Annotated in this window: 16 protein-coding genes; 5 read left to right on the forward strand and 11 right to left on the reverse strand. The window is 56.6% G+C overall.

Annotation, left to right across the window (positions count from 1 at the left end):
* Positions 1–4: 4 nt before the first annotated feature.
* From EL098_RS15430 to EL098_RS15445, 4 genes are all read right to left on the reverse strand, one after another.
* The gene (locus EL098_RS15430; RefSeq protein WP_232012227.1) at positions 5–376 is read right to left on the reverse strand and encodes an EscI/YscI/HrpB family type III secretion system inner rod protein; all 372 of its coding nucleotides are present in this window, start codon (positions 374–376) and stop codon (positions 5–7) included.
* 98 nt (positions 377–474) lie between these two features.
* Positions 475–684, reverse strand: coding sequence for a hypothetical protein (locus EL098_RS15435; protein ID WP_045783363.1), 210 nt, complete (start codon positions 682–684; stop codon positions 475–477).
* Between the two features lie 93 nt (positions 685–777).
* The gene (locus EL098_RS15440; RefSeq protein WP_126357054.1) at positions 778–1,752 is read right to left on the reverse strand and encodes a sigma 54-interacting transcriptional regulator; all 975 of its coding nucleotides are present in this window, start codon (positions 1,750–1,752) and stop codon (positions 778–780) included.
* 803 nt (positions 1,753–2,555) lie between these two features.
* Positions 2,556–3,557: a lytic transglycosylase domain-containing protein gene (locus EL098_RS15445; protein ID WP_126357055.1), complete on the reverse strand. Its 1,002-nt coding sequence runs from the start codon at positions 3,555–3,557 to the stop codon at positions 2,556–2,558.
* 234 nt (positions 3,558–3,791) lie between these two features.
* On the opposite strand from EL098_RS15445, the gene EL098_RS15450 reads away from it, so the two are divergent.
* On the forward strand, positions 3,792–4,292 hold the full coding sequence (locus tag EL098_RS15450) for a lytic transglycosylase domain-containing protein (protein WP_126357056.1): 501 nt from the start codon (positions 3,792–3,794) through the stop codon (positions 4,290–4,292).
* Positions 4,293–4,331: 39 nt separating this feature from the next.
* Here EL098_RS15450 and EL098_RS15455 read toward each other — a convergent pair whose 3' ends face one another.
* Positions 4,332–4,742, reverse strand: a complete 411-nt coding sequence (locus EL098_RS15455; protein ID WP_232012228.1) for a type III secretion system chaperone — start codon at positions 4,740–4,742, stop codon at positions 4,332–4,334.
* Between the two features lie 10 nt (positions 4,743–4,752).
* Positions 4,753–10,221, reverse strand: a complete 5,469-nt coding sequence (locus EL098_RS15460; protein ID WP_232012229.1) for an AvrE-family type 3 secretion system effector — start codon at positions 10,219–10,221, stop codon at positions 4,753–4,755.
* Positions 10,222–10,497: 276 nt separating this feature from the next.
* On the opposite strand from EL098_RS15460, the gene EL098_RS15465 reads away from it, so the two are divergent.
* A complete protein-coding gene (locus tag EL098_RS15465; RefSeq protein ID WP_126357058.1) occupies positions 10,498–11,619 on the forward strand; it encodes a ribosomal protein uL16 3-hydroxylase in 1,122 nt (373 codons plus the stop codon).
* A gap of 248 nt (positions 11,620–11,867) precedes the next feature.
* Positions 11,868–11,975, forward strand: a complete 108-nt coding sequence (locus tag EL098_RS23565) for a membrane protein (RefSeq protein ID WP_038474355.1) — start codon at positions 11,868–11,870, stop codon at positions 11,973–11,975.
* Here the strand turns inward: EL098_RS23565 and EL098_RS15470 are convergent.
* From EL098_RS15470 to osmF, 4 genes are read right to left on the reverse strand one after another with little or no spacing between them, the layout of a single operon-like run.
* Complete coding sequence (locus EL098_RS15470) at positions 11,956–12,687, reverse strand: ABC transporter permease (protein ID WP_126357059.1); 732 nt, start codon at positions 12,685–12,687, stop codon at positions 11,956–11,958. The genes EL098_RS23565 and EL098_RS15470 overlap by 20 nt on opposite strands.
* Positions 12,671–13,615 (reverse strand): ABC transporter ATP-binding protein, encoded by a 945-nt coding sequence (locus tag EL098_RS15475; protein ID WP_126357060.1) that lies wholly within the window; start codon positions 13,613–13,615, stop codon positions 12,671–12,673. Before EL098_RS15475 ends, EL098_RS15470 begins: the two co-directional genes overlap by 17 nt.
* A complete protein-coding gene (locus tag EL098_RS15480; RefSeq protein WP_126357061.1) occupies positions 13,615–14,766 on the reverse strand; it encodes an ABC transporter permease in 1,152 nt (383 codons plus the stop codon). The genes EL098_RS15475 and EL098_RS15480 overlap by 1 nt, the downstream gene beginning before the upstream one ends.
* 16 nt (positions 14,767–14,782) lie before the next feature.
* Positions 14,783–15,694 (reverse strand): glycine betaine ABC transporter substrate-binding protein OsmF, encoded by a 912-nt coding sequence (gene osmF, locus EL098_RS15485; protein WP_126357062.1) that lies wholly within the window; start codon positions 15,692–15,694, stop codon positions 14,783–14,785.
* A gap of 281 nt (positions 15,695–15,975) precedes the next feature.
* Here osmF and EL098_RS15490 point away from each other — a divergent pair, with 281 nt between their 5' ends.
* Together EL098_RS15490 and EL098_RS15495 are read left to right on the forward strand one after the other, a co-directional pair.
* The gene (locus EL098_RS15490) at positions 15,976–17,394 is read left to right on the forward strand and encodes a glutamine synthetase family protein (RefSeq protein ID WP_126357063.1); all 1,419 of its coding nucleotides are present in this window, start codon (positions 15,976–15,978) and stop codon (positions 17,392–17,394) included.
* Between the two features lie 36 nt (positions 17,395–17,430).
* On the forward strand, positions 17,431–18,852 hold the full coding sequence (locus EL098_RS15495; protein WP_126357064.1) for an alpha,alpha-trehalose-phosphate synthase (UDP-forming): 1,422 nt from the start codon (positions 17,431–17,433) through the stop codon (positions 18,850–18,852).
* A gap of 57 nt (positions 18,853–18,909) precedes the next feature.
* Here EL098_RS15495 and EL098_RS15500 read toward each other — a convergent pair whose 3' ends face one another.
* Positions 18,910–19,485, reverse strand: a complete 576-nt coding sequence (locus EL098_RS15500) for a YceI family protein (RefSeq protein ID WP_126357065.1) — start codon at positions 19,483–19,485, stop codon at positions 18,910–18,912.
* Positions 19,486–19,544 lie beyond the last annotated feature (59 nt).

The following is a 19,544-nucleotide window of genomic DNA, read 5'->3' on the forward strand; positions in this document are numbered from 1 at the left end:
TGGATTACTGCAGGTTGGTCAGTTTATCGAGCCCCGAGATGCTTTTCGAGACGATCTTGGCGTTCATCATGCTCTCCAGATAATAGTTAGAGAGCTGGTCATCCACCTGGTTGAGCACCAGCGGATCGGTAGAGCGCGCGGCTTTACGCAGCACGTTGTTCATCTGTTTCTGGTCGCCTTCCATCTGTTTGAACATGCCGGAAGCCTTCTCAAACATCGCGGCAGGTTTGCCGCCAATACCGCCCATCGCGGAAACGGCGTCAGGCTGCTCAAGCGCAGCGGAAAAGAAAGCGGCGTCGCTTTGGTTTGCCACATTGCTGCCAGAAGGTAATGCAACCTGGGTAGATGAAAGGCCCAGAGATTCGGGTTCAGGCATAGGCATACCTGTAGCAGGATTAAGAATGTGCATATGAGAGATTCCGTCAGCAGCAAAAGAGATCAGGGATCCACGCCGCGGTGGATCCCTGATAATCATTAGAAGGAAATTTTGTTCTGCGCCAGAGAACTGATCATGGTGGTGGCGGAGTTCTGGTAGCCGGACACGTAGGCGTTCTTACGGTCACGTTCAGCTTTATCCAGAGAGTCCTGCATCGATTTGTTTTCGATAGAGTCCATCTGAGACTGGAAGCTATCTGCCAGGCTGCTGCTTGCACCTGCGTTGTTACCGGTATTGACTGATGGCATGATGTTTACTCCTCGTTAATTAAACAGCAAATGTTGTGTCATTCACTGATTAAGTGGCGCGGCGTAAGCAGCAGTTCCAAAAAAAACTAAAAATTAATTTCCCTTTTCAGTCAATGACTTAATTCTTTGGTACAGGGTTCTTCTTGGGATACCTAATTCGTGTGCGGCGCTGACTACCCGATTTTCATGCCGGGAGAGGCAGTCTTCTATCAGGCTATATTCAATACGTCGCAGCCGTTCACGCAGCCGAACGGAGCGCATTTCCGGATGCGCAACCTGGCCCAGCGCCGGCAGCCCCAGAACAAACCGTTCGGCGGCACCTTTAAGCTCACGAATGTTCCCCGGCCAGCGGTGCATCAGCAGCGCCTCGCTGAGGTTTTGCGGCATTGGTGGCAGCGGGCGGTTGAGCCGCAGCGCCGATTCCTGAGCAAAACGCCGGAACAGCGGAATAATACATTCCACGCGCTCGCGCAGTGCCGGGAGGGAAATCTTTACCGTCGTCAGGCGAAAGAAGAGATCCTGGCGAAACAGCTTTTGCTCCATCAGTTGGGCAAGAGGCTTTTGCGAGGCAACGATCACCCGCAGGTTGAGAGAAATCGACTGAGTGCTGCCGAGGCGCCCAACGGTGCGCGTTTCCAGCACTCGCAGCAGTTTGGCCTGCAGGCTAAGGGACATGCTGTCTATTTCATCAAGAAACAGTACGCCGTTGTTTGCGCTTTCAATGTAGCCCGCGCGGGAGTGATTAGCGCCGGTATAAGCCCCGGCCGTAACGCCAAACAGTTCGCTCTCGGCCAGCGTTTCGGGAATGGCGGCGCAGTTAATCGGCACAAAGGCGCCCCGGCAGCCTGAATGTTCGTAGATACGACGGGCAAACGTGTCTTTGCCGGTGCCCGTTTCGCCTTCCAGCACCAGATCGACCTTAAGGGGGGCTAACGTTTGCAGCCAGATATCCAGCCCGTCATGTACGTTTTCAGACGGGGGCAGCGCCGCTGCCGACCGTGGCATATTCAAGTCGATATCGACAGGTATATGCTTTATCTCCCAATGATTCGCACTGTTTTCTTTCATAAATCCCCCGCTGCCTGGCTTATTCAAGGTCTGGCGTATGAGTCCCACCTATGAACCATAAACGTGAACCATAAAATGATTGCCGCCTGCTGCCGTGGGCAAAAGACGGCATCAAAATGTATTAATGAGTTTTGTTTATGAGAAGCAGCGATAACCTATCACCGAGTCGCGAATTCACAATCAGACAAAATTTTAGTGTCTTGTAGGAATATCCCTACCGGGCAATGCAGAATTAACTGCTCCGATGTCTGGATAGCAGGATATTTTTCGCGGTACACGCCGATTGAGGCGCGCCGCTTTTACACATTAATTCCGTGAACTGCACTGGAAAAAAATAGAGGTTTGGCTAAATGTATCCAAATGCATTAAAAAAAAACAAAATATATCAATAAAACAATAAAACTATGATTTAAATAAGGAAATTAATTACAAAAAGAGAAAAAATGTTTCCTGAAGGGTCGATAGCCGAAAAAATGAAGTTTTTCGCACGGCGGGAACTTCCATCGCGGATCCTCCGACAAAGTTTCCTCACAATCGGCAAAGCCAATAACATATCTTTACTATTGTTTACAATGAAACCCCGCGACAGACACACCTATTTCTTTTTGAAATATATTTCACTTCCAGTATTTATGTTTAATTGGGAACATTCCTGGTCCTGTTTATTGCCATTAATCACGGAAATTTAGGCTGTCAACGAAATAAACTGCTTTGTAACTAAAAAAAGCAGCCATCTCTCAACAGAGAGATGGCTGCTAATGTTCGCCTTTTTGTAAAGAAAAGCGGACAATAAGTGCCAGCTATCAGACAAATTTCGCCATGTGGCTGTTCACTTCATTAACGTAATTCGGATCGCCTAAAGAGACGCTGGAAAGGTTATTGAGGTTCACCTGATTGTCGCCGGAGTTATAGGCACGCAGCGCGGCATCATAGCTGCCAAATTTCTCTTTCCCTTCTTTAAGCATCAGCGCCGAACACATGATCTGGTTGGCCGGTGAGTTCATGTCGCTGCCCAGCTTATCCGGATATTTGCTCTGCATTGCCCGGTAGGTGTCCGGGTTAATCTGGTTCATGCCGCTGTCGGTCAGCCCGTTACCCGGGTTAGTCGATTTCGCGTTCACGTCCCCACCCGACTCCTGCATCGTCAGCGCGGCCAGCAGTTTGGCCGGTACGCCGGTCTCAGCGGAAGCTTTTTCATATTCGCCGCCGAACTGGGAGACGATTTTTTGCAACGTTGGGTCGCTGGTTTTCAGGCTGGTGTCGCCCGGCGGCAGACTATCCGCCGACGGCCCTGACGCACCGGAAGGACCGGAAGGACCAGCGGAGGAGCTGTTCAGCGGCCCTGAAGCGTCGCCGCTGCTGCCCGCACCAGATCCCGATCCGGAACCAACGCCGCTGGCCGGTGAGGAGGAAGCATCTTCGTCTTTCTTCTGTCCGCTGTTCATGCCAAAGAGCTGCATCAGCTCTTTCAGGAACTGCTGCAGCATCTGCTGAAGTTCCTGCATCATGCTATCGGCGGAACCGCTGCCGTCGCTTCCCGAAGCGTTCGCCGGGCTGGTGGCCGGGCTGTTATTGCCCGCCGGCGAATCGCCAAAGTTGATAGCCGACGGCTTATCGCTGGCACCGGCATTGGCAAAGTTCAGCGCCAGCGGTATAGCCAGCGTGTTCCCGCCGTTATTCAGCAGCAGCTTCGCGGTAATGTTGTTACCGCCGTTTTGTGAGTCGGGTGACGCACCGTCCAGGCCTGGAAAATGGTTTTCCGGCAAAAGAGGAGAGAATCCCCCCGGTCCTGATGATATCTGCATACAACACACTCCCCTAAGTGATACCCAGTAGCAATCACCGGCCGCCGCCTGACCTTGCAATGGAGCTCGGACAGGCCGACAACCAGCATGTTTAACTGAGTGAGATGCAGGGTTAAAGAGTTCCCGCCGCAGCGCCTTTTGTTAGCAATAAACTGCCAACCGCCACCAGAAAAGGTGGGAACCCAGGCCCGTTTTTCGCCACACAGGTCAGTGAGAAACAGAGGAGAGAGACCTATGCAGACTAAATCGTGGCGCTGGGGCCTTTTGCTGCTCAGCCTGCCGACCCTCGCCCAGGCCGAGTGCTTTACCCGCGTGGGGCATGCTTTTGGCATCTCCCCCGCGCTGCTGGAGGCGATTGCCTGGAAGGAGTCGAAATTTAGCCTCTCTTCGGTAAACGCCGCCAACTCGAACCACACCGAAGATGTGTGCATGATGCAGGTAAACAGCGTGCATTTTGGGCGACTCAAGCAGCTTGGCGTCACCCGTGACGGCCTGCTGCACGACCCATGCACCTGCATCGCCACCGGCGCCTGGGTGCTACACGGGCTGTTTCGCCAGTATGGCCGCTCCTGGGATACCGTCGGCATGTACAACACCGGCCCTTCCGAAAAACGCCACCAGCTTCGTCAGCGCTACGCCAGCGATGTGCAGCGAATCTATCGGATTTTGCAAAAACAGCAGCCGGCTCGTCGTGAAGAGGATTTATTTGCCAGTAACGAGACGTCGGCTCAATAAAAAACCGGGAGAAATCCCGGTTTTTTATTGGCAGCGGTTTTAACGCGTCTCCAGCATCGCCGGCAGTTCGGCAATAAATGCCCTGACCTCGCCGCTTTGATTGATAAACGCGCTTAACCAGAGCGCAAACCGCTCCGCATCCAGAGAAGAGATCTCACACTGGGTGCACAGGCGAACCGCATTTCTGTCGTCAAGCGCCAGCCAGCAGCCCCGCATCGCGTTCATTTCAAAATTCATCGCCAGCAGGTTCGGCAGCAGCGCGGCATCCTGACCGGTTAACTCCGCCACCTGACAATGTAAAACGACGGCGCTGCTCTCCGGCGGCAGTTCAATCACCGCAGCCTCCTGCTGCTGGGCATCCGTCAGCAGACAGACTCCCTGCTCAAGGCGTAACGTAATTTTCTGCTGCCGTCCCCAGGCGTCGATCCACTGTTGAAGCTGTTGCTGCATAGTCATCTCCTTATCCTCCCTTCACCATAAATCCGGCTTCAGCGGCGTCGCGTAGCGCCGACTTCACCTCTTTTTCTGCCTGAGCCACGCCGCCATCTATGGTGTAGCTGAGCGGGGCGCTGTCGTCCTCACCGTAGCTGAAGTTGATGGTGCCCAGGTTTTCATTCATCGACAGCGAAACGCCGTTGGAGCCGCCGAGTAAAAATGACGGTGTTGAAAAGCCGTCGGACTTGCTTTGCGTCTTGGTAAACGCGATGGATTTCAGGCGCAGCTTGTCGCGATCCTTCAGCAAATCGACAATCGAATCCTGGGTCACCGTGTGGTTTGCCCACTGATCGGCAAGCTTTTCGCGCGGCTTGGTTTTCAGCTCAAGGGAGACAACCGCCTGCGAACTGCTGTTGTCCTGCAGCTCACGCAGCAGCGCCTTTAACCGATAATCTTCGCCCATCATCTGGGTTATACGGTCGGCGTTACTCGGTGAAAACTCCCCTTCCATAAAGTGGCGCACAAAGTGGAACAGACCGTTACTGTCGATACGCGACAGGTTTTTGTAGGTGGACTGGTACTCCGCCTTGTTCACCAGCTGCTGCTGGCTAACAACCGCATTTTGCTGGCGCACGGTTTGCTGCAGAGACTGCAGCGCGGCCTGTGGGCCGTTCCCCGTCAGCTCATGATGACGGGAGGGAGGAATAAAGCGTGCAAAGTGGTTTTCCAGCTTCTCAAGCCGCTCGCTGGCTGACATTGGCAGACGAGGAGCGCCCTCCACAGGTGTGAGATCGCTCAGCAATTTTCGGCTGGCAAGGTCGGTGAATTCGCCTTTCAGTCCGTCAATCAACGCATCAACCTCCGCGTTGGTCGGCTCCGGCTGAGTCGTCTGTACGGAAAGCGAGTCGGCCTGCTGCTGCCGGACGGTGAGCTGCTGCAGGGTATCCAGCAGCGGACGACGCGCTTTCGCATTCTCAACAGGCGGATACCAGCGCGTGAAATGGGCATCCAGCTGGCTGAGCTTGTCGGCCACGGAGATCGGCAGCTCCCCTTCTTTCGGCTCCTCTTTCAGTTTGGCCAGCAGCTGCGTGGAGGCGCTGTCGGTAAACTGCTTGCCCAGCGTAGTCATCAGTTTTTCCAGATGCACCCCCTCCACCGGCTGGGCATTTTTTAGATCGACGGTGAGGCTGTGCGTCGTGCGGTTGTTGATCGACAGCTGCACGCTGGCCCCGACGCCAACGCCCACCGAGAAAGGATCTTTGCGCTTCGGCTGGATGGTGGTGCTGACCGGGATCGCGATATTGGCCCCGGCGTTCATCTGGTTAAATGCCCTTAAACGGTGGTCGCTGTGGCTGACTCCCTGGCCTTCAGCATTGCGGGAATCCGTGCGTTCGCGGCTGCCCGCCAGCAGGTTGGTGTTGGCGTACACGCCGCCGCCAAGGCGAGCGCTGGTGGGAAAATCTTTCTCATGGCTGTCGGTAAACGGGAAACCGACGCTCGCCAGCGCCGCGGCGTTAATGTCCACGCTGAAGCTCTGGGTCGCTCCGTTCTTCACGCTGTGGTTGGCGCCCCGGTTGAGAAACTCCAGCGGATCCAGCGTTCCGCCGGCGAGCTGTTCGATAAAGCCTGGGATCTCATGCTCCGCCAGCTCAAAGGAGACGCCGTGCTGGGACTGAAGCTGACCGCCCAACGTCACCCCTGCGCCGAGGCGTACCCCCTGTGAAAGCGGATGCTTGTGGTCACCGTCCAGGTAAGTTTTATGGGTTTTGTTGTAGTCGGTCAGCACGTTGTAGCCCGCGCCGACGATGCCGGTTGCCGATACGGCACCGGTACGCCCAAAGCTAACGTTGATGCCGGTATCGCTGCGGGAAAAACTCATCGTATACCCACGATCGGCGCCTACCCTGCCGCCAACGCCCGCGATAACCTGCGTCCCCGGCGCCACGGTGGCGGTCGCAGAAGCGCCATAGGTACGGCTGAAGGCGAGGTTTTCCCCGCTTTCCAGCGACAGCACGGTGGAGACCATCTTGTCCTGCATCTCGCGCTGGCTTTCAGCCTGCATCACGGTTTTGGTGTTGATGTTGACGCCGTGGTTTTCCTTGCTGAAGGCTTTGGTCATCGCTTTGATGGCGTCATAGTTGGCCTCCAGAGATTTATGGTTGCCAAAGCCCTGAGTGGTGACCGTTTTAATGACGTTCCCGCCCCATTCCGTGTCGCGCAGCCGGGCCACCTTGCCGGCAATTTCCGTCATTTTCGTCGAACGCTGCGGCTCGCTTAGCAACGACGCCTGCTGTAGCTCATCCACCGAGTCATGCAGAGATTTCAGCGTCAGCACGTCCAGCATCACCCTGGATTTCACCAGCCCGATATCGTCGTGAATGTCGCGCTGACGCCCCATCGGCACCTGCTCTTTCTGGTGGTTAAGGGTGATGTTCCGCGCCTCAAGCTCGGCGACGATCGCCCCGGCATGATTACTTTTATCGGCGGGATAACGGCGAAGCAGTTCGCTAAGCTGCCCGGTCAAATTATCCTGACGGCTGCTTGACGGGTTGAGCGTACCGCTGCTGCTGTGGTTAAGACCAAAGCGCGACGGCGTGGCGGCCTGACGGCGTTCGTCACGTACACCGTAATGCTGGCCAATCTGCTCGCAGTAATGGGCGCTGCTGTCGGAAAGCTGCCGCGCAAAACTGCTTATCTCGTCCAGCAGCGCTTTTTCCTGCGGCTGCCACTGGCGAGCCGTTTCGCCGCTCATGATCTCAATTCGCTGGCTTAATCCGGGCTGTGGTGCCTTCCTCGACGGCTGCTGAGAGAGAGCCTTCAGCTGCCGGGTCAACTCTCCCTGCTGCTGATATACGTCCTTCAGCCCTTCCCGCCCGGCATAGCGATGCTGCAGAGAATAGACGGCGGTTTTCATCGGCCGTGGCCATTCAAGCGACGGGCGGAATGCAAAGGTGCTCAGGCGAGTGCGGAACGAGGTGCGGACCTGTTTGCCGTCCTGCCCGGTCTGGCCGAGGAAGTTAACCTCACGCTTAAAGGTGATGCCCGTACCCGGTAAACGCCAGTCTTTTGAGGCCTTCGTCAGCCGCTCGTAGTTCTGGCGAGCCATATTCGGCTCCTCTACCGGCGCGGTAGCCGGTTCGCCCTTTTCCCACGCGCCGGCTTTGAAGACAAACGTATTGCCCTGGGTATCCAGCGCGCTGATTTGCCCCTTCGCCGAGGTTTGTAGCGCGCTGAGTTCAGGCTGGCTGCCGTCCTCATTGGCGGGCAGGACGGCTTTCATCAGGCCATCGGCTTTTCCGCTGTTCCAGTGATTTTCCGGCAGGCTGAACAGCCCGCCCGCTTTGCTTAACAGCCAAAGCTGTTTGTCTTCGCCGAGGGCGAGATCGGTGATTTTTGAGGCGTCTTCGTTTTCGGCACTGCCCGGCGACAGCTTCTCGATTTTCTCCGCCAATGACGTCTGACTAAGGGTTTGGGTTGCACGCTGATTGCGGCGCGTGGTGGTATCTATGTGATGAAAACCGATATCGCCCTTTTCGTTCACCGCCAGATAGCGCCGGCTGTCTATCACCGTGAATGCCTGAGCCTTCTCGGCTTTGTCCAGCCCGGCCGTCGCCAGGTCGACGCTGACGCTTTTTGTCACCTGCGGCAGGGCAAACACGTTGCTGCCGTGGTCAACTTTGTTGCTGCTCAGGTTAACCTTGAGGCGCTTTAGCTCGCCGTCTTTCATCAGCCACGGCTGGCCGTCAAGGCCGCATTGAAGCTTGTCGGCTTTTTCGTCCGAGGCGGCCCACAGGCCGGTGGTCTCATTGAAGTAATGCACTTTGCCGTCGTGGAGCGCCAGCTTTCCCAGCCGCCCGAGATCCACCACATCGTGGGCGGCTGGCGCGATCTGCGGCAGCCCTTTCTGGTAGTCCAGCACCATACTGTCGCTGAGGTTCCAGCTGCTCTGCGGCTTAAGGTCACCGCCGTGCCAGTGGAAGGTGATGGCGTGCTTCTGGTCGTACTTATCCTTGACGATAAGATGCAGACGGTCAGTTTCATCGGCCAGCATATCTTCGACGCGGGCCTCATCGCCGACGGTGGCGGTGACGTACTGCGTGATGTTATCCAGCAGCGGTTTATGCCGGGCTTCGCCAAAACTCAACGCCGTGCTCTGCTCGGTGGGCTTGTCGCCGCAGTGAAGACGGCCATTATTGTCCAGCGCAAACAGCAGCGGGCCATGCAGCGCCGTTTTTTTCAGCGTCATATTCTCGGGCAGCGTCAGCGCTTTAGGTTGGGGGTCGGTTGCCGCCAGGTCGGCCACGTAGGCGACATGCGGTTTTTTCTCATCGTCGCTCATCAGCACCAGGGCATCGCGCTTCGGCCCCACCGCGTAGTGGTCAATTTTGTTCTCAAAATCGACCTTAATCGTTTCGCCCACGACGCTGCCAAGCTGTTTATCGTCGTTAACTCGCCACAGCATGCCATCGCTCTGGCGCGACAGAGATGAGAGTTTATCGTCCTCGCCGGAAAGCGATTGCCAGGCGTTGGCGGCGCTGTCAAAGCTGTAGAGTTTTTTATCATGAAGCCGGTAGCGCGTGCCGTCGCCGTCGGTGACGCTGTCGGTGAGGCGGTCCCGCACGCCGGTTTCCGGCAGGCGCACTTTCTCCCCGCCAATGTCGACCGTCTGGCGGTCCAGCCAGGAAAGAGGCTGCGTCGCAGGCTCCAGGCTCTGACGGCGCATAAAGCCCTTGCGCTGCTGATGCGCCTCCTGCCACTCCACCTTTTGCTGGCTGTGGCTAAGGGCAATAAATACGCCGGGCTCGCTGCGCAGGGTCATCAGCCGCCCTTCTTTATCCAGCAAAACATGCTGATGCCCGTCATCGCTGGACAGATGGGTTTGATAGCGCAGGCGGTCGTGACCGAGGGTTTCTTTCATCAGGGCATGCAGCGGGGCGGAGGTCTCCGGGGTATCAATTTCAAGACGCCCTTTCTTATCAAGCGTCAGCCGGGTTTCCAGCAGCATATTCTTTTCGGGAACCGGCTCCAGCGGCAGCTCGACAAACTGGCTGCCCGGCGTAGCCACCTTATTGCTGGGAATGACGTTCGGGTCGGAGACATCCGGCTGGCTGTAAAGACTTGCTGAGCTGACGCCGGGCTGGTCGTAGAGGCTGGGCCTGCTGGCGCTGGCCTGGCTATAAAGGCTTGGGCTGCTGGCGCGCGAAGCGTTAGCCGTCGCTGCCGCAGGCGTGGATTCTTGTGCACCGCGACGCCGCCCAAGAAAGCGGCTAAACATCCCGTTTTGCGAACGCTGCGTGGCTGCCGCGCTCTGCTTAAGCCCGCCGGGTACGGGCGCGGCGGCCTCGGTATGCAGCGATCCCGATGCAGCTTGAGTCGGTGGAGCCTTACCTTGCTTAATGGCGGAGGGTTGCGAACGCCCCTGCTGTAAACTAGCGATTTCCTGGTCGCGGATCGCACGGCCTGGTTTGATAAAAGTCGATATTCCCAATCCCATTCTGTTACCCCTTAACAGTCAAACAGGTTCTCCATTCAGTAGGTGGTAAGAAATCAGTTCCGGTTCCGGGATAAATTTTTTTCATCACTGGGAAATATTAAAAAAACCAGAGCTGGCAAGGCCTGCGCGACCGTTTTCGCACCAATTAAAATCAGAAAAAACCGATAGCGCGGCCATTTATCCCGGCAGAATGTCGCGGCAGATTGACCCATGACAAGGTCAGCGGTCGTCGCCGCTCTCTATAATCGGCCTCCTTACGCACAGGGATAAACAATCGTGGATTATCAACTCAATATTAACTGGCCAGAGTTTATGGAAACTTACTGGCAGAAAAAGCCGGTAGTACTCAAAAACGCGCTGCCGGATTTTGTCGACCCCATTACGCCCGACGAGCTCGCAGGCCTTGCAATGGAGAACGAAGTCGACAGCAGACTGGTCAGTTTTAAAGATGGCCGCTGGCACGCCAGCAACGGGCCGTTTGAGCACTTTGATAATCTTGGCGAAACCGGCTGGTCGCTGCTGGCGCAGGCCGTCAACCACTGGCACGAGCCTGCCGCCGCGCTGGTGCGCCCTTTCCGCGTGCTGCCGGACTGGCGGCTGGACGATCTGATGATCTCGTTTTCCGTGCCGGGCGGCGGCGTTGGCCCGCATATTGATAACTACGACGTTTTCATCATTCAGGGCATGGGCAGCCGCCGCTGGCGCGTGGGCGATAAGCTGCCGCTTAAGCAGTTTTGCCCGCATCCGGCGCTGCTGCACGTTGAGCCGTTTACCCCGATTATCGACGAAGATTTAGCCCCGGGGGATATCCTCTACATCCCGCCTGGCTTCCCGCACGACGGCTTTACCCATGAAACGGCCCTCAACTATTCAGTTGGTTTCCGGGGGCCAAACAGCCGCGATTTAATCAGCAGCTTTGCGGATTACGTGCTGGAGAACGACCTGGGTGGCGATCACTACAGCGACCCGGATCTCACCTGCAGGGCAAACCCGGGCAAAGTAGAAGACCACGAGCTTGAACGCCTGCGCAGCATGATGACGACGCTGATCGGCCAGCCGGAAGCGTTTAACCAATGGTTCGGTAGCTTTGTCACCACGCCTCGCCACGAATTGGATATCGCCTCCGTCGAGCCACCTTATGAGCCGGAAGAAGTGGCTGCGGCGCTGGCTGGCGGAGAGGTGCTGATCCGCCTTAGCGGGCTTCGCGTGCTGCAGGTTGGCGAGCATTTCTACGCCAACAGCGAGCCGCTGGGCGTCACCGATCGGACTGCGGCCGTCGCGCTATGCCGCTACACCCGGCTGACTAAAGCCGAGCTGGGCGCAGCTGGCGGAGACGCCGAATTCATCAGCCAGCTGACGGCGCTGATCAACCAGGGATACTGGTACTTCGAAGATTAAGTTTACCCGCCTGAAAACCTGGCTGCTTAAGGCCAGGTTTCACTAGCTCCCGTACCGGTGAACGGAATCACTGCGCAGCGAAAGATATCTGTGGAAGATTTGAAAGGAAAATCTGACTAAAAACGATCAAGCCGTTGCCCGGCGGCGAAAAGAGGGAAAACCGGGTTTTTCCCTCTTCGCCACAATCAAAGGTTCATTAACAACCCCGCTTCCCTTTATAATCGCTCCGTTAACAAACGGAGCAACGGATGAAACTGTCAAAAATTGCCCTTGTGGGCGGAATGCTTGTTATGGCGGTCGGCGGTATCGGCGGCGTGATGCTGGTCGGCTATATCGTTATTTTGCATGGCGCGTAATGTAGCCTTCCAGGCGTTCAAACAGGCGGTCGGTGACAATTGCCGCCAGCGCCACCAGCACGGCCCCCTGAATCACGTAGGCGGTATTAAAGCCGCTAAGCCCGATAATAATTGGTGACCCCAGCGTATTGGCTCCGACAGTGGAGGCAATCGTCGCGGTGCCGATATTAATGATCACCGACGTTCTTATCCCAGCCAGAATCACCGGGGCGGCGAGCGGCAGCTCCACCTTTCGCAGCATCTGCCAGCGGCTCATCCCGACCCCAAGCGCAATTTCACGTGCGGACTCGGGCACCGCGCCGATGCCCGCCAGCGTGCCCTGTAAAATCGGCAGCAGGCCGTAGATCACCAGCGCGATAATCGCCGGCTCTTGCCCAAAGCCCATCACCGGCACCGCTACGGCCAGCACGGCAACCGGCGGGAAGGTTTGCCCGGCGGCGGTAATTGTCTCCACCAGCGAGCGAAACTCTTCTCCCGCCGGACGAGTGACCAGAATCCCCAGCCCCACGCCAATAACCACCGCAACCACGCTGGAAATGCCCACTAACGTTAAGTGCGCCAGCGCCAGAGAGGTGAAGCTGTCCTGCTGGTACATCGGCCTCGTCAACTGCGGAAACAGCCAGCTAAACAGCCCGCTGGTGTAGGGCATCAGCACCAGCAGCGCGACAAAAAGCGCGATAAGCCACAGCAAAGGATCACGCAGCAGGCGCATTTTCCCTCCTCACTAAATCGCTAAAGTGCAGCACGCCGCAGGGCTGATTTTGCGCATCCACCACCGGCAGCTGCTGGCACTGGCGGTCGATAAACAGCGACAGCGCTTCACGCAGCGTCATGTCAGCCCGGATAGGCTCCCCTTCCATGCGCTCATCGGCACGAATGCTGTCCGCCACGTGGCGCAGCGACAGCAGCCTGACGCCAAGCTCGCTACGGCCAAAGAAATCGCGCACAAAATCATTTGCCGGGTTGGTCAGCAGCTCCAGCGGCGTTCCCTGCTGAATCACTTTGCCGCCGTCCATCAGCACGATGTTGTCCGCAAGGGTCAGCGCCTCGTCGATATCGTGCGTCACCAGCACGATGGTGCGTCCAAGTAGCTGATGAATACGGATCATTTCCTGCTGTAACGTCGCGCGCGTCACCGGATCAAGGGCGCCAAAAGGTTCATCCATCAGCAGCACTTCAGGGTCAGCCGCCAGCGCGCGGGCCACGCCCACACGCTGCTGCTGCCCGCCGGAAAGCTGGTGCGGATAACGGTCTCGGAACTGTGCGGCGTCCAGGCCCAGCAGCTCCAGCAGCTCGTCAATACGTTCTGCTACCCTCGCCTTCGGCCACTTCAGCAGCTCGGGCACCGTGGCAATGTTCTGCGCTACCGTCCAGTGGGGAAACAGGCCGATAGACTGGATGGCATAGCCCATGCGGCGGCGAAGCACCTTAGGATCGAAGCGGCGAATCTCCTCCCCGGCAAAGCGGATAAGCCCTTCGTCGTGCTCCACCAGGCGGTTGATCATCTTCAGCGTGGTGGACTTTCCTGAACCGGAGGTGCCGATCAGCACGGTGAACTGCCCTTCGCGAATGTTCAGCGTCAAATCACTGACCGCCGCTTCGCCATGGAAGTATTTGCTGACGCGATCGAACTCGATCATTATTTTGCCTCCAGCAGAGAAATAAACAGCTTAAACAGCGCGTCGATGACCACCGCCAGCGCGATCACCGGCATGACGCCAAGCAGAACCAGATCCAGCGCGCTGCTCAGCAGCCCCTGGAAAATAATCGAACCAAATCCGCCGGCGCCAATCAGCGCGGCAATCACCGCCATCCCGATAGTTTGCACGCAGACGACCCGCAGGCTGCGCAGCAGCACCGGCAAGGCAAGAGGCACTTCGGCCCGCCAAAAGATTTGAGCACGAGACATGCCCATCCCCTGTGCGCTTTCCACAATATTACGCGGCACCTGCTGCAAGCCTGCCACGACGCCGCGCACAAGCGGAAGCAGCGCATAAAGCACCAGCGCGATCAGCGCGGGCGCTACGCCAATGCCGCTTACGCCGATTTTCCCCAGCCACGGCAGCCATGTGGCAAGGCCAGCCAGCGGCGCAATTAGCAAGCCGAACAGCGCCACGGATGGCACCGTCTGAATCACATTCAGCAGCGGAAATACGCCGGACTGCCAGGTCGGACGGTGGTAGCAAAGGATCCCCAGCGGAACGCCGATCAGCAACGCCGGCACCAGCGTACCCACCAGCAGCGCCAGATGGCGACTCAGGGCATCGTCAAAGACGTCCTGCCGGTTGACGTACTCTTTCATCAACGAAAGATCGCTGAAGTAGCCGCTCACCAGCAGCGCAACGGGCACAATCCAGATTTGCAGGTTCAGCAGCAGGCGCCACAGCGGGCTTGCGGTGAGGCGGTTAGCCGCATCGGCACACAGCAGCAGGCTTAACGCTAACATCAGCCACAGGCCGCTGCCGGGGGAGGTTCGGGCCAGCGAGCTGCCTTCCAGCGCGAATTGACTCGCGCTGTTGCCCATCAGCAGCAGCAGGCCAATAAACAGCAGCTCTCCCGCCACAATGGTCGCCAGAAGCGCAAGAGGACGCCCCGGCGCCAGCGTCAGGCCAGCCAAAACAAGAAGAGGAAGCGCGAGCCAGTAGTGAAGCGTTCCGGGAAGCTGGGTGATGCCAAACGGTTCACCGGAAACCAGGCGGTTAGGCGCATTGTTGATGATCGGGAGCAACATCAAGGCTGCCGCCAGCAGTAACACCAGCAGCAGCAGTACCCTGTTATGAATTTTTAGCAAACGTCATTCCAGCAGGCTATTTAACGAAGCCTTTTTGTTTTAAGTAATCGGCAGCCACTTTTTTGGCATCCTGACCTTCTACCGCAATCTTCGCGTTCAGCTGCTGCAGCGTTTTCTGGTCAAGAGAAGTGAATACCGGTTTCAGCCAGTCGGCAATCTGCGGATATTCTTTCAGCACGGCTTCACGCACCACGGCGGTTGGCGCAGAGACGGCCTGTACGCCTTTCGGGTCGGTCAGCGTTTCCAGCCCCAGCGCCGCCACCGGGCCGTCGGTGCCGTAGGCCATCGCGGCGTTAACGCCGGAGGTCTGCTGCGCGGCGGCTTTAATGGTTACCGCCGTATCCCCACCGGCGAGCGACAGCAGCTGGCTCTGTTCCAGCTTAAAGCCGTAGGCTTTTTCAAAGGCCGGCAACGCATCGGAACGCTCAATAAACTCGGCGGAAGCCGCAAGCTTAAAGGTGCCGCCTTTTTTCAGGTACTCGCTGAGATCGGCCAGCGAAACCAGATGATTTTTCTCCGCCAGATCCTTACGTACCGCGATGGTGTAAGTGTTGTTGGCCGGTGCCGGCGTCAGCCACACCAGGTGGTTTTTGTCGTAGTCGAGCTGCTTAACTTTTTCATAGCCCTTTTGAGCATCTTTCCACGCCGGATCGTTTTCCGTTTTAAAGAAGAACGCACCGTTGCCGGTATATTCAGGGTAAATATCCAGCTCGCCGGAGGTGATCGCCCCGCGGACAACAGGCGTGGTGCCGAGCTGAACCTTGTTGATGGTCTTCACATCATGGCTTTCAAGCACCTGTAAAATAATGTTGCCAAGCAGCGAGCCTTCGGTATCGATTTTCGAGCCCACTTTCACCGGATCCGCCGCCTGCGCGCCTGTCGCCAGCATCACTAACCCTGCCAAACCCCATCGTGTTGATAAGTTCATAGTTATTCCTCGTTGTTCTTTACTTAAAAATCATGCAGTAAACAAAGGATAGCTGAGTTTGAATCAGCGGGGGAAAGCACTAAGCGGAATATGATATGCGAAGTCGTTTGCACAGCCTGGCAAACAGAGATCCCGTGTCGGTCAGCCATTCCACCCGGCTAAATCCCTACTCTCAATGCCATTTATACTTTTTTTACCCGCCGCTTTTGCATTTTTACCTTCTTTTTATATGCCAGCGAATATGCTCTTTTCGTCGCCGAGAGGCTCTGATAAAGACTGCCATGAACTCACTTATTAATCACTCACTGGTAAAAAATATCTTCACGCTTTTTGCTTTCCCACAGGTCTCTTCGAATGAGGAAGTCGTTAGCCAACCTGCCCTGATAAAGCCTGCGGAGGAGCGAACGAAAGACTTCTACGATGAAGTGCACCGTTATCTGCAGGCTCATCCCGCAACAAAGCATATTGATATCTATCTCAACGACGTAAACGGCGCTTTCCGTGGCAAGCGCATCGCGGTAGACAGCCTGCTGTCACTCTCTTCGGGCTGCTATTTCCCGCAGTCCGTTTACGCGATGGATCACGAAGGTAAGCCGTTTAGTCAGGCAGCGGGAAACATGGAATTCGATGAGCCCGATGGGCTTTGCCTGCCGGTAGCCGGCACCTTAAGACCCTGCGCACACGATCCTGAACATAACGCCCAACTGCTGTTAACCATGAAACAAAGCGACGGCAGCGGCTACGCGCTGGAGCCAAGAGTGGTGCTGGAGAACGTCCTGCAGAAGTTTCATTACCACGGCCTGTATCCGGTAGCCGCGCCAGAAATAGAGTTTTATCTGGTGAGCAAAGCCCAGCAGGAAGCCCCGGCACAGGGCTGTTTTTATATGCCGGTACCTTCAGATTACACCGCCTTTATTGAAGCGCTGGAGCAGGCAGCCGCCGACCAAAGACTGCCTCTGAGCGGCATCGTCTGCGAAGCAGAAGCCGGGCAGTTCGAGCTGAACCTGAAGCATGCCAAAGATATCGTTGGCATTTGCGAGAGCGTGCTGGCGCTGCGGCGCTTAACCAGCATTGTGGCCGACAAATTTGGCTACCAGGCAAACTTTATGGCTAAGCCCTTTTCCCACCTGGCGGGAAACGGCCTGCATTTTCATATCAGCCTGAACGACAGCAAAGGCGAAAACGTCTTTGCCTCACCGGCCGAAGCCCTGAACGAAATGACCCAGCTCTGCCTTGCCGGGATGCTGCAAACGATGCCTGCCGCCGTGGCGGTTATCGCCCCGCACGTCAACTCCTTCAGAAGGCTGCGCAAAAATCTTAATGAGCCGCTTTTTAGCTCGTGGGGCTACAACAAGCGCAGCGCTGCCCTGCGCATCCCCTGCTCCGACGACGGCAACCGCCGCATCGAGTATCGCCTTGCCGGCGCCGACGTTAACCCGTACCTGGCGATGGCCGCCATTCTTACCGGCATGCTTTACGGGCTGGAGAACATCGACAGCGATACGCTAAAAAACTCCGCGCTGTTTGCCCCTGAGCTGCCGCTGTTCCAGAACGCGGCCATCGAAGAGTTTCAGCAAAGCCAGTACATGATCGAAAGCCTGGGCGAAGCTTTCTCCCGCCAGTGGGTGACCCACAAGCTGTCGGAACTGGCCTGGTTTGAGACCATCGTAACGCAAGAAGAGGCGGTGCTGTCCCGCTAGCGCTTTATCAACCTGAACGCCGACCTGAGGTGCTGTATGTCTCGTCTAATTATGCTGTCTAACCGCTGCGAGCCGGAACGCGGCCAGCGGGGCGATCCTTTACTTCCGGTACTCCATTCCATCCTGAAGAAACGCCCGGGACTTTGGTTTGGCTGGAACGGCGAGGTGGCAACCGGGAGTAAACACAGAAAAGAGCGCTTTTTCAGCCAGTCCGGCTACCAGCAGCACAGCTGGGCGCTGACGCCCAACGAATATGACAATTTCTATCAGGGCTATGTTCATCAGGTGCTCTGGCCGGTTTTCCATAACCGCCCGGACCTGATTCACTATAAAAAAGAGTATTTCACCACCTGGAAGAACTATAACCACGACGTCAAAACGCGGGTTGCCGCTAAGATTGAGGCCGAGGATCTCGTCTGGGTGCAGGATTACCATCTGTTATTTACCGGCAAGATGCTGAAAGAGGACGGGCACACCAACCGCTGCGGTTTCTTCCTGCATCAGCCCTTCCCACCCGGCGATGTGCTGCGTTCGGTCCCCGACCACGACAGCATTATGCAGGCGCTGTTCAGCTACGATTTACTTGGGTTTCAGTCGAGCGGTGATGCCAATAATTTCCTGGCCTACGCGCTGCGTTTTTACCGCGTGGAACGGCTGGCGGATAACCTGATCCAGCTCAACGGGCACGTCATCAGGCTGGGCATTTTCCCCTGCGGCATCGAGAAAACGATACCGACTTTGTCACAAACCGATGCCGAAGCGGTCCGCAACTATCCCCGGCAGATAGTGATCAGCAATGACGCCGTCAGCGACATCAGCGGCGTGCATTGCCACCTGAATACCATGGAAACGTTTCTTGGCAGTCATCCAGAATTCCTGCGCGACGTTAGCCTGCTGCAGATTTCGGATGCCTCCAGAGGTTACTCGTGGTCCGCGCGGGATCTCTGTACCCGTCTCGAACACCAGTGCAAAGAGATTAACGACAGGTTTGGCGACGCCTCCTGGTACCCGATTAACTACATCCGCAATCAGCTGTGCCACGCTGACCTGATTCACGCCTTCTACCGCAACGCGCACGTGGCGATGTTCACCCCGCTCTCCGAAGGCATGAGCCTGCAGGCCAAAGCGTTTATTCTTGCGCAGGATGCAGAAGATCCTGGCGTGCTGATGCTGTCCGCCCTGACCGGGACGGCAGAACAGCTGACGGATGCGGTACTGATCAATCCCTATGACGCCAGTGAAGCCAGCCATGCACTTTACTCCGCGCTGACGATGCCGCTGCATGAGCGTAAACGTCGGCATCAGCAGCTGCTGGCAAAGGTGGAAAGGTACGACAGCCAGTGGTGGGCAAGAGTTTTTCTCGATGCGCTAAACGCGGAGCCTGCCGTAGCCCCGGCGACGGCGATCCCTTTCCGCGCTTCCCATCACGGCATTTTCACGCCGCAGAATTTGTATTAATGGCTTCCGGGCAGGATCAGCATCCCCGGCTCTCATCGCCTCCGGTGATAACCCCGCTCAGGCGGGGTTGAGCTGCCGGGCGCGAATTTTAATTTCGATAGCGATGTTGTCATCCACGACGGCCTCAAATTTATCCATATTGAAGGCCGATCGTGAAATCACCGTGGTCGCACGCAAAGAGACCGTGCTTTTATCTGCCGCAGACGCAGAACGGCTGTCCATGCTGGCATCCAGTACCACCGGGCGCTGAATATTTTTTACCTGAAGCAGGCCAAAAATTCGGTAATGCCCCTGCCCTTCGGCCACGATCCTGGTGCTTCTGAAGGTGAGTACCGGGTAATGAGCGGTGTCGAAAAATAACCCACTCCGCAGCTGATAGGTCAATAAGCTATTGGATGCCTGGAGCGTAGAGGACGGAATGCGCACGCTGATGCTGTCGTGTATGTCGTTAGCCTCATCCAGCAACAGCGAGCCCGTGATGCCGTCGAGATTCGCCTGTGACGTGCTGCCGAAGGCATGCCACGAGAGCCCGATAGCGGTTTGTGGCGTAATGACGCTGTAATTTTCCGGCATGGCATACAGCATAGGGCTGACCAGCAGGCCGAGGGTTATTTTCAGAAGAGTTCGCAGCATGGCACGTTTCCGGTAGCAGACATACTCAGTTAACGTTTCACAACCTCGTTTTATTCATC

The sequence above is a fragment of the Cedecea lapagei genome (genome assembly GCF_900635955.1).
GTDB classification, from domain to species: Bacteria; Pseudomonadota; Gammaproteobacteria; order Enterobacterales; family Enterobacteriaceae; genus Cedecea; species Cedecea lapagei.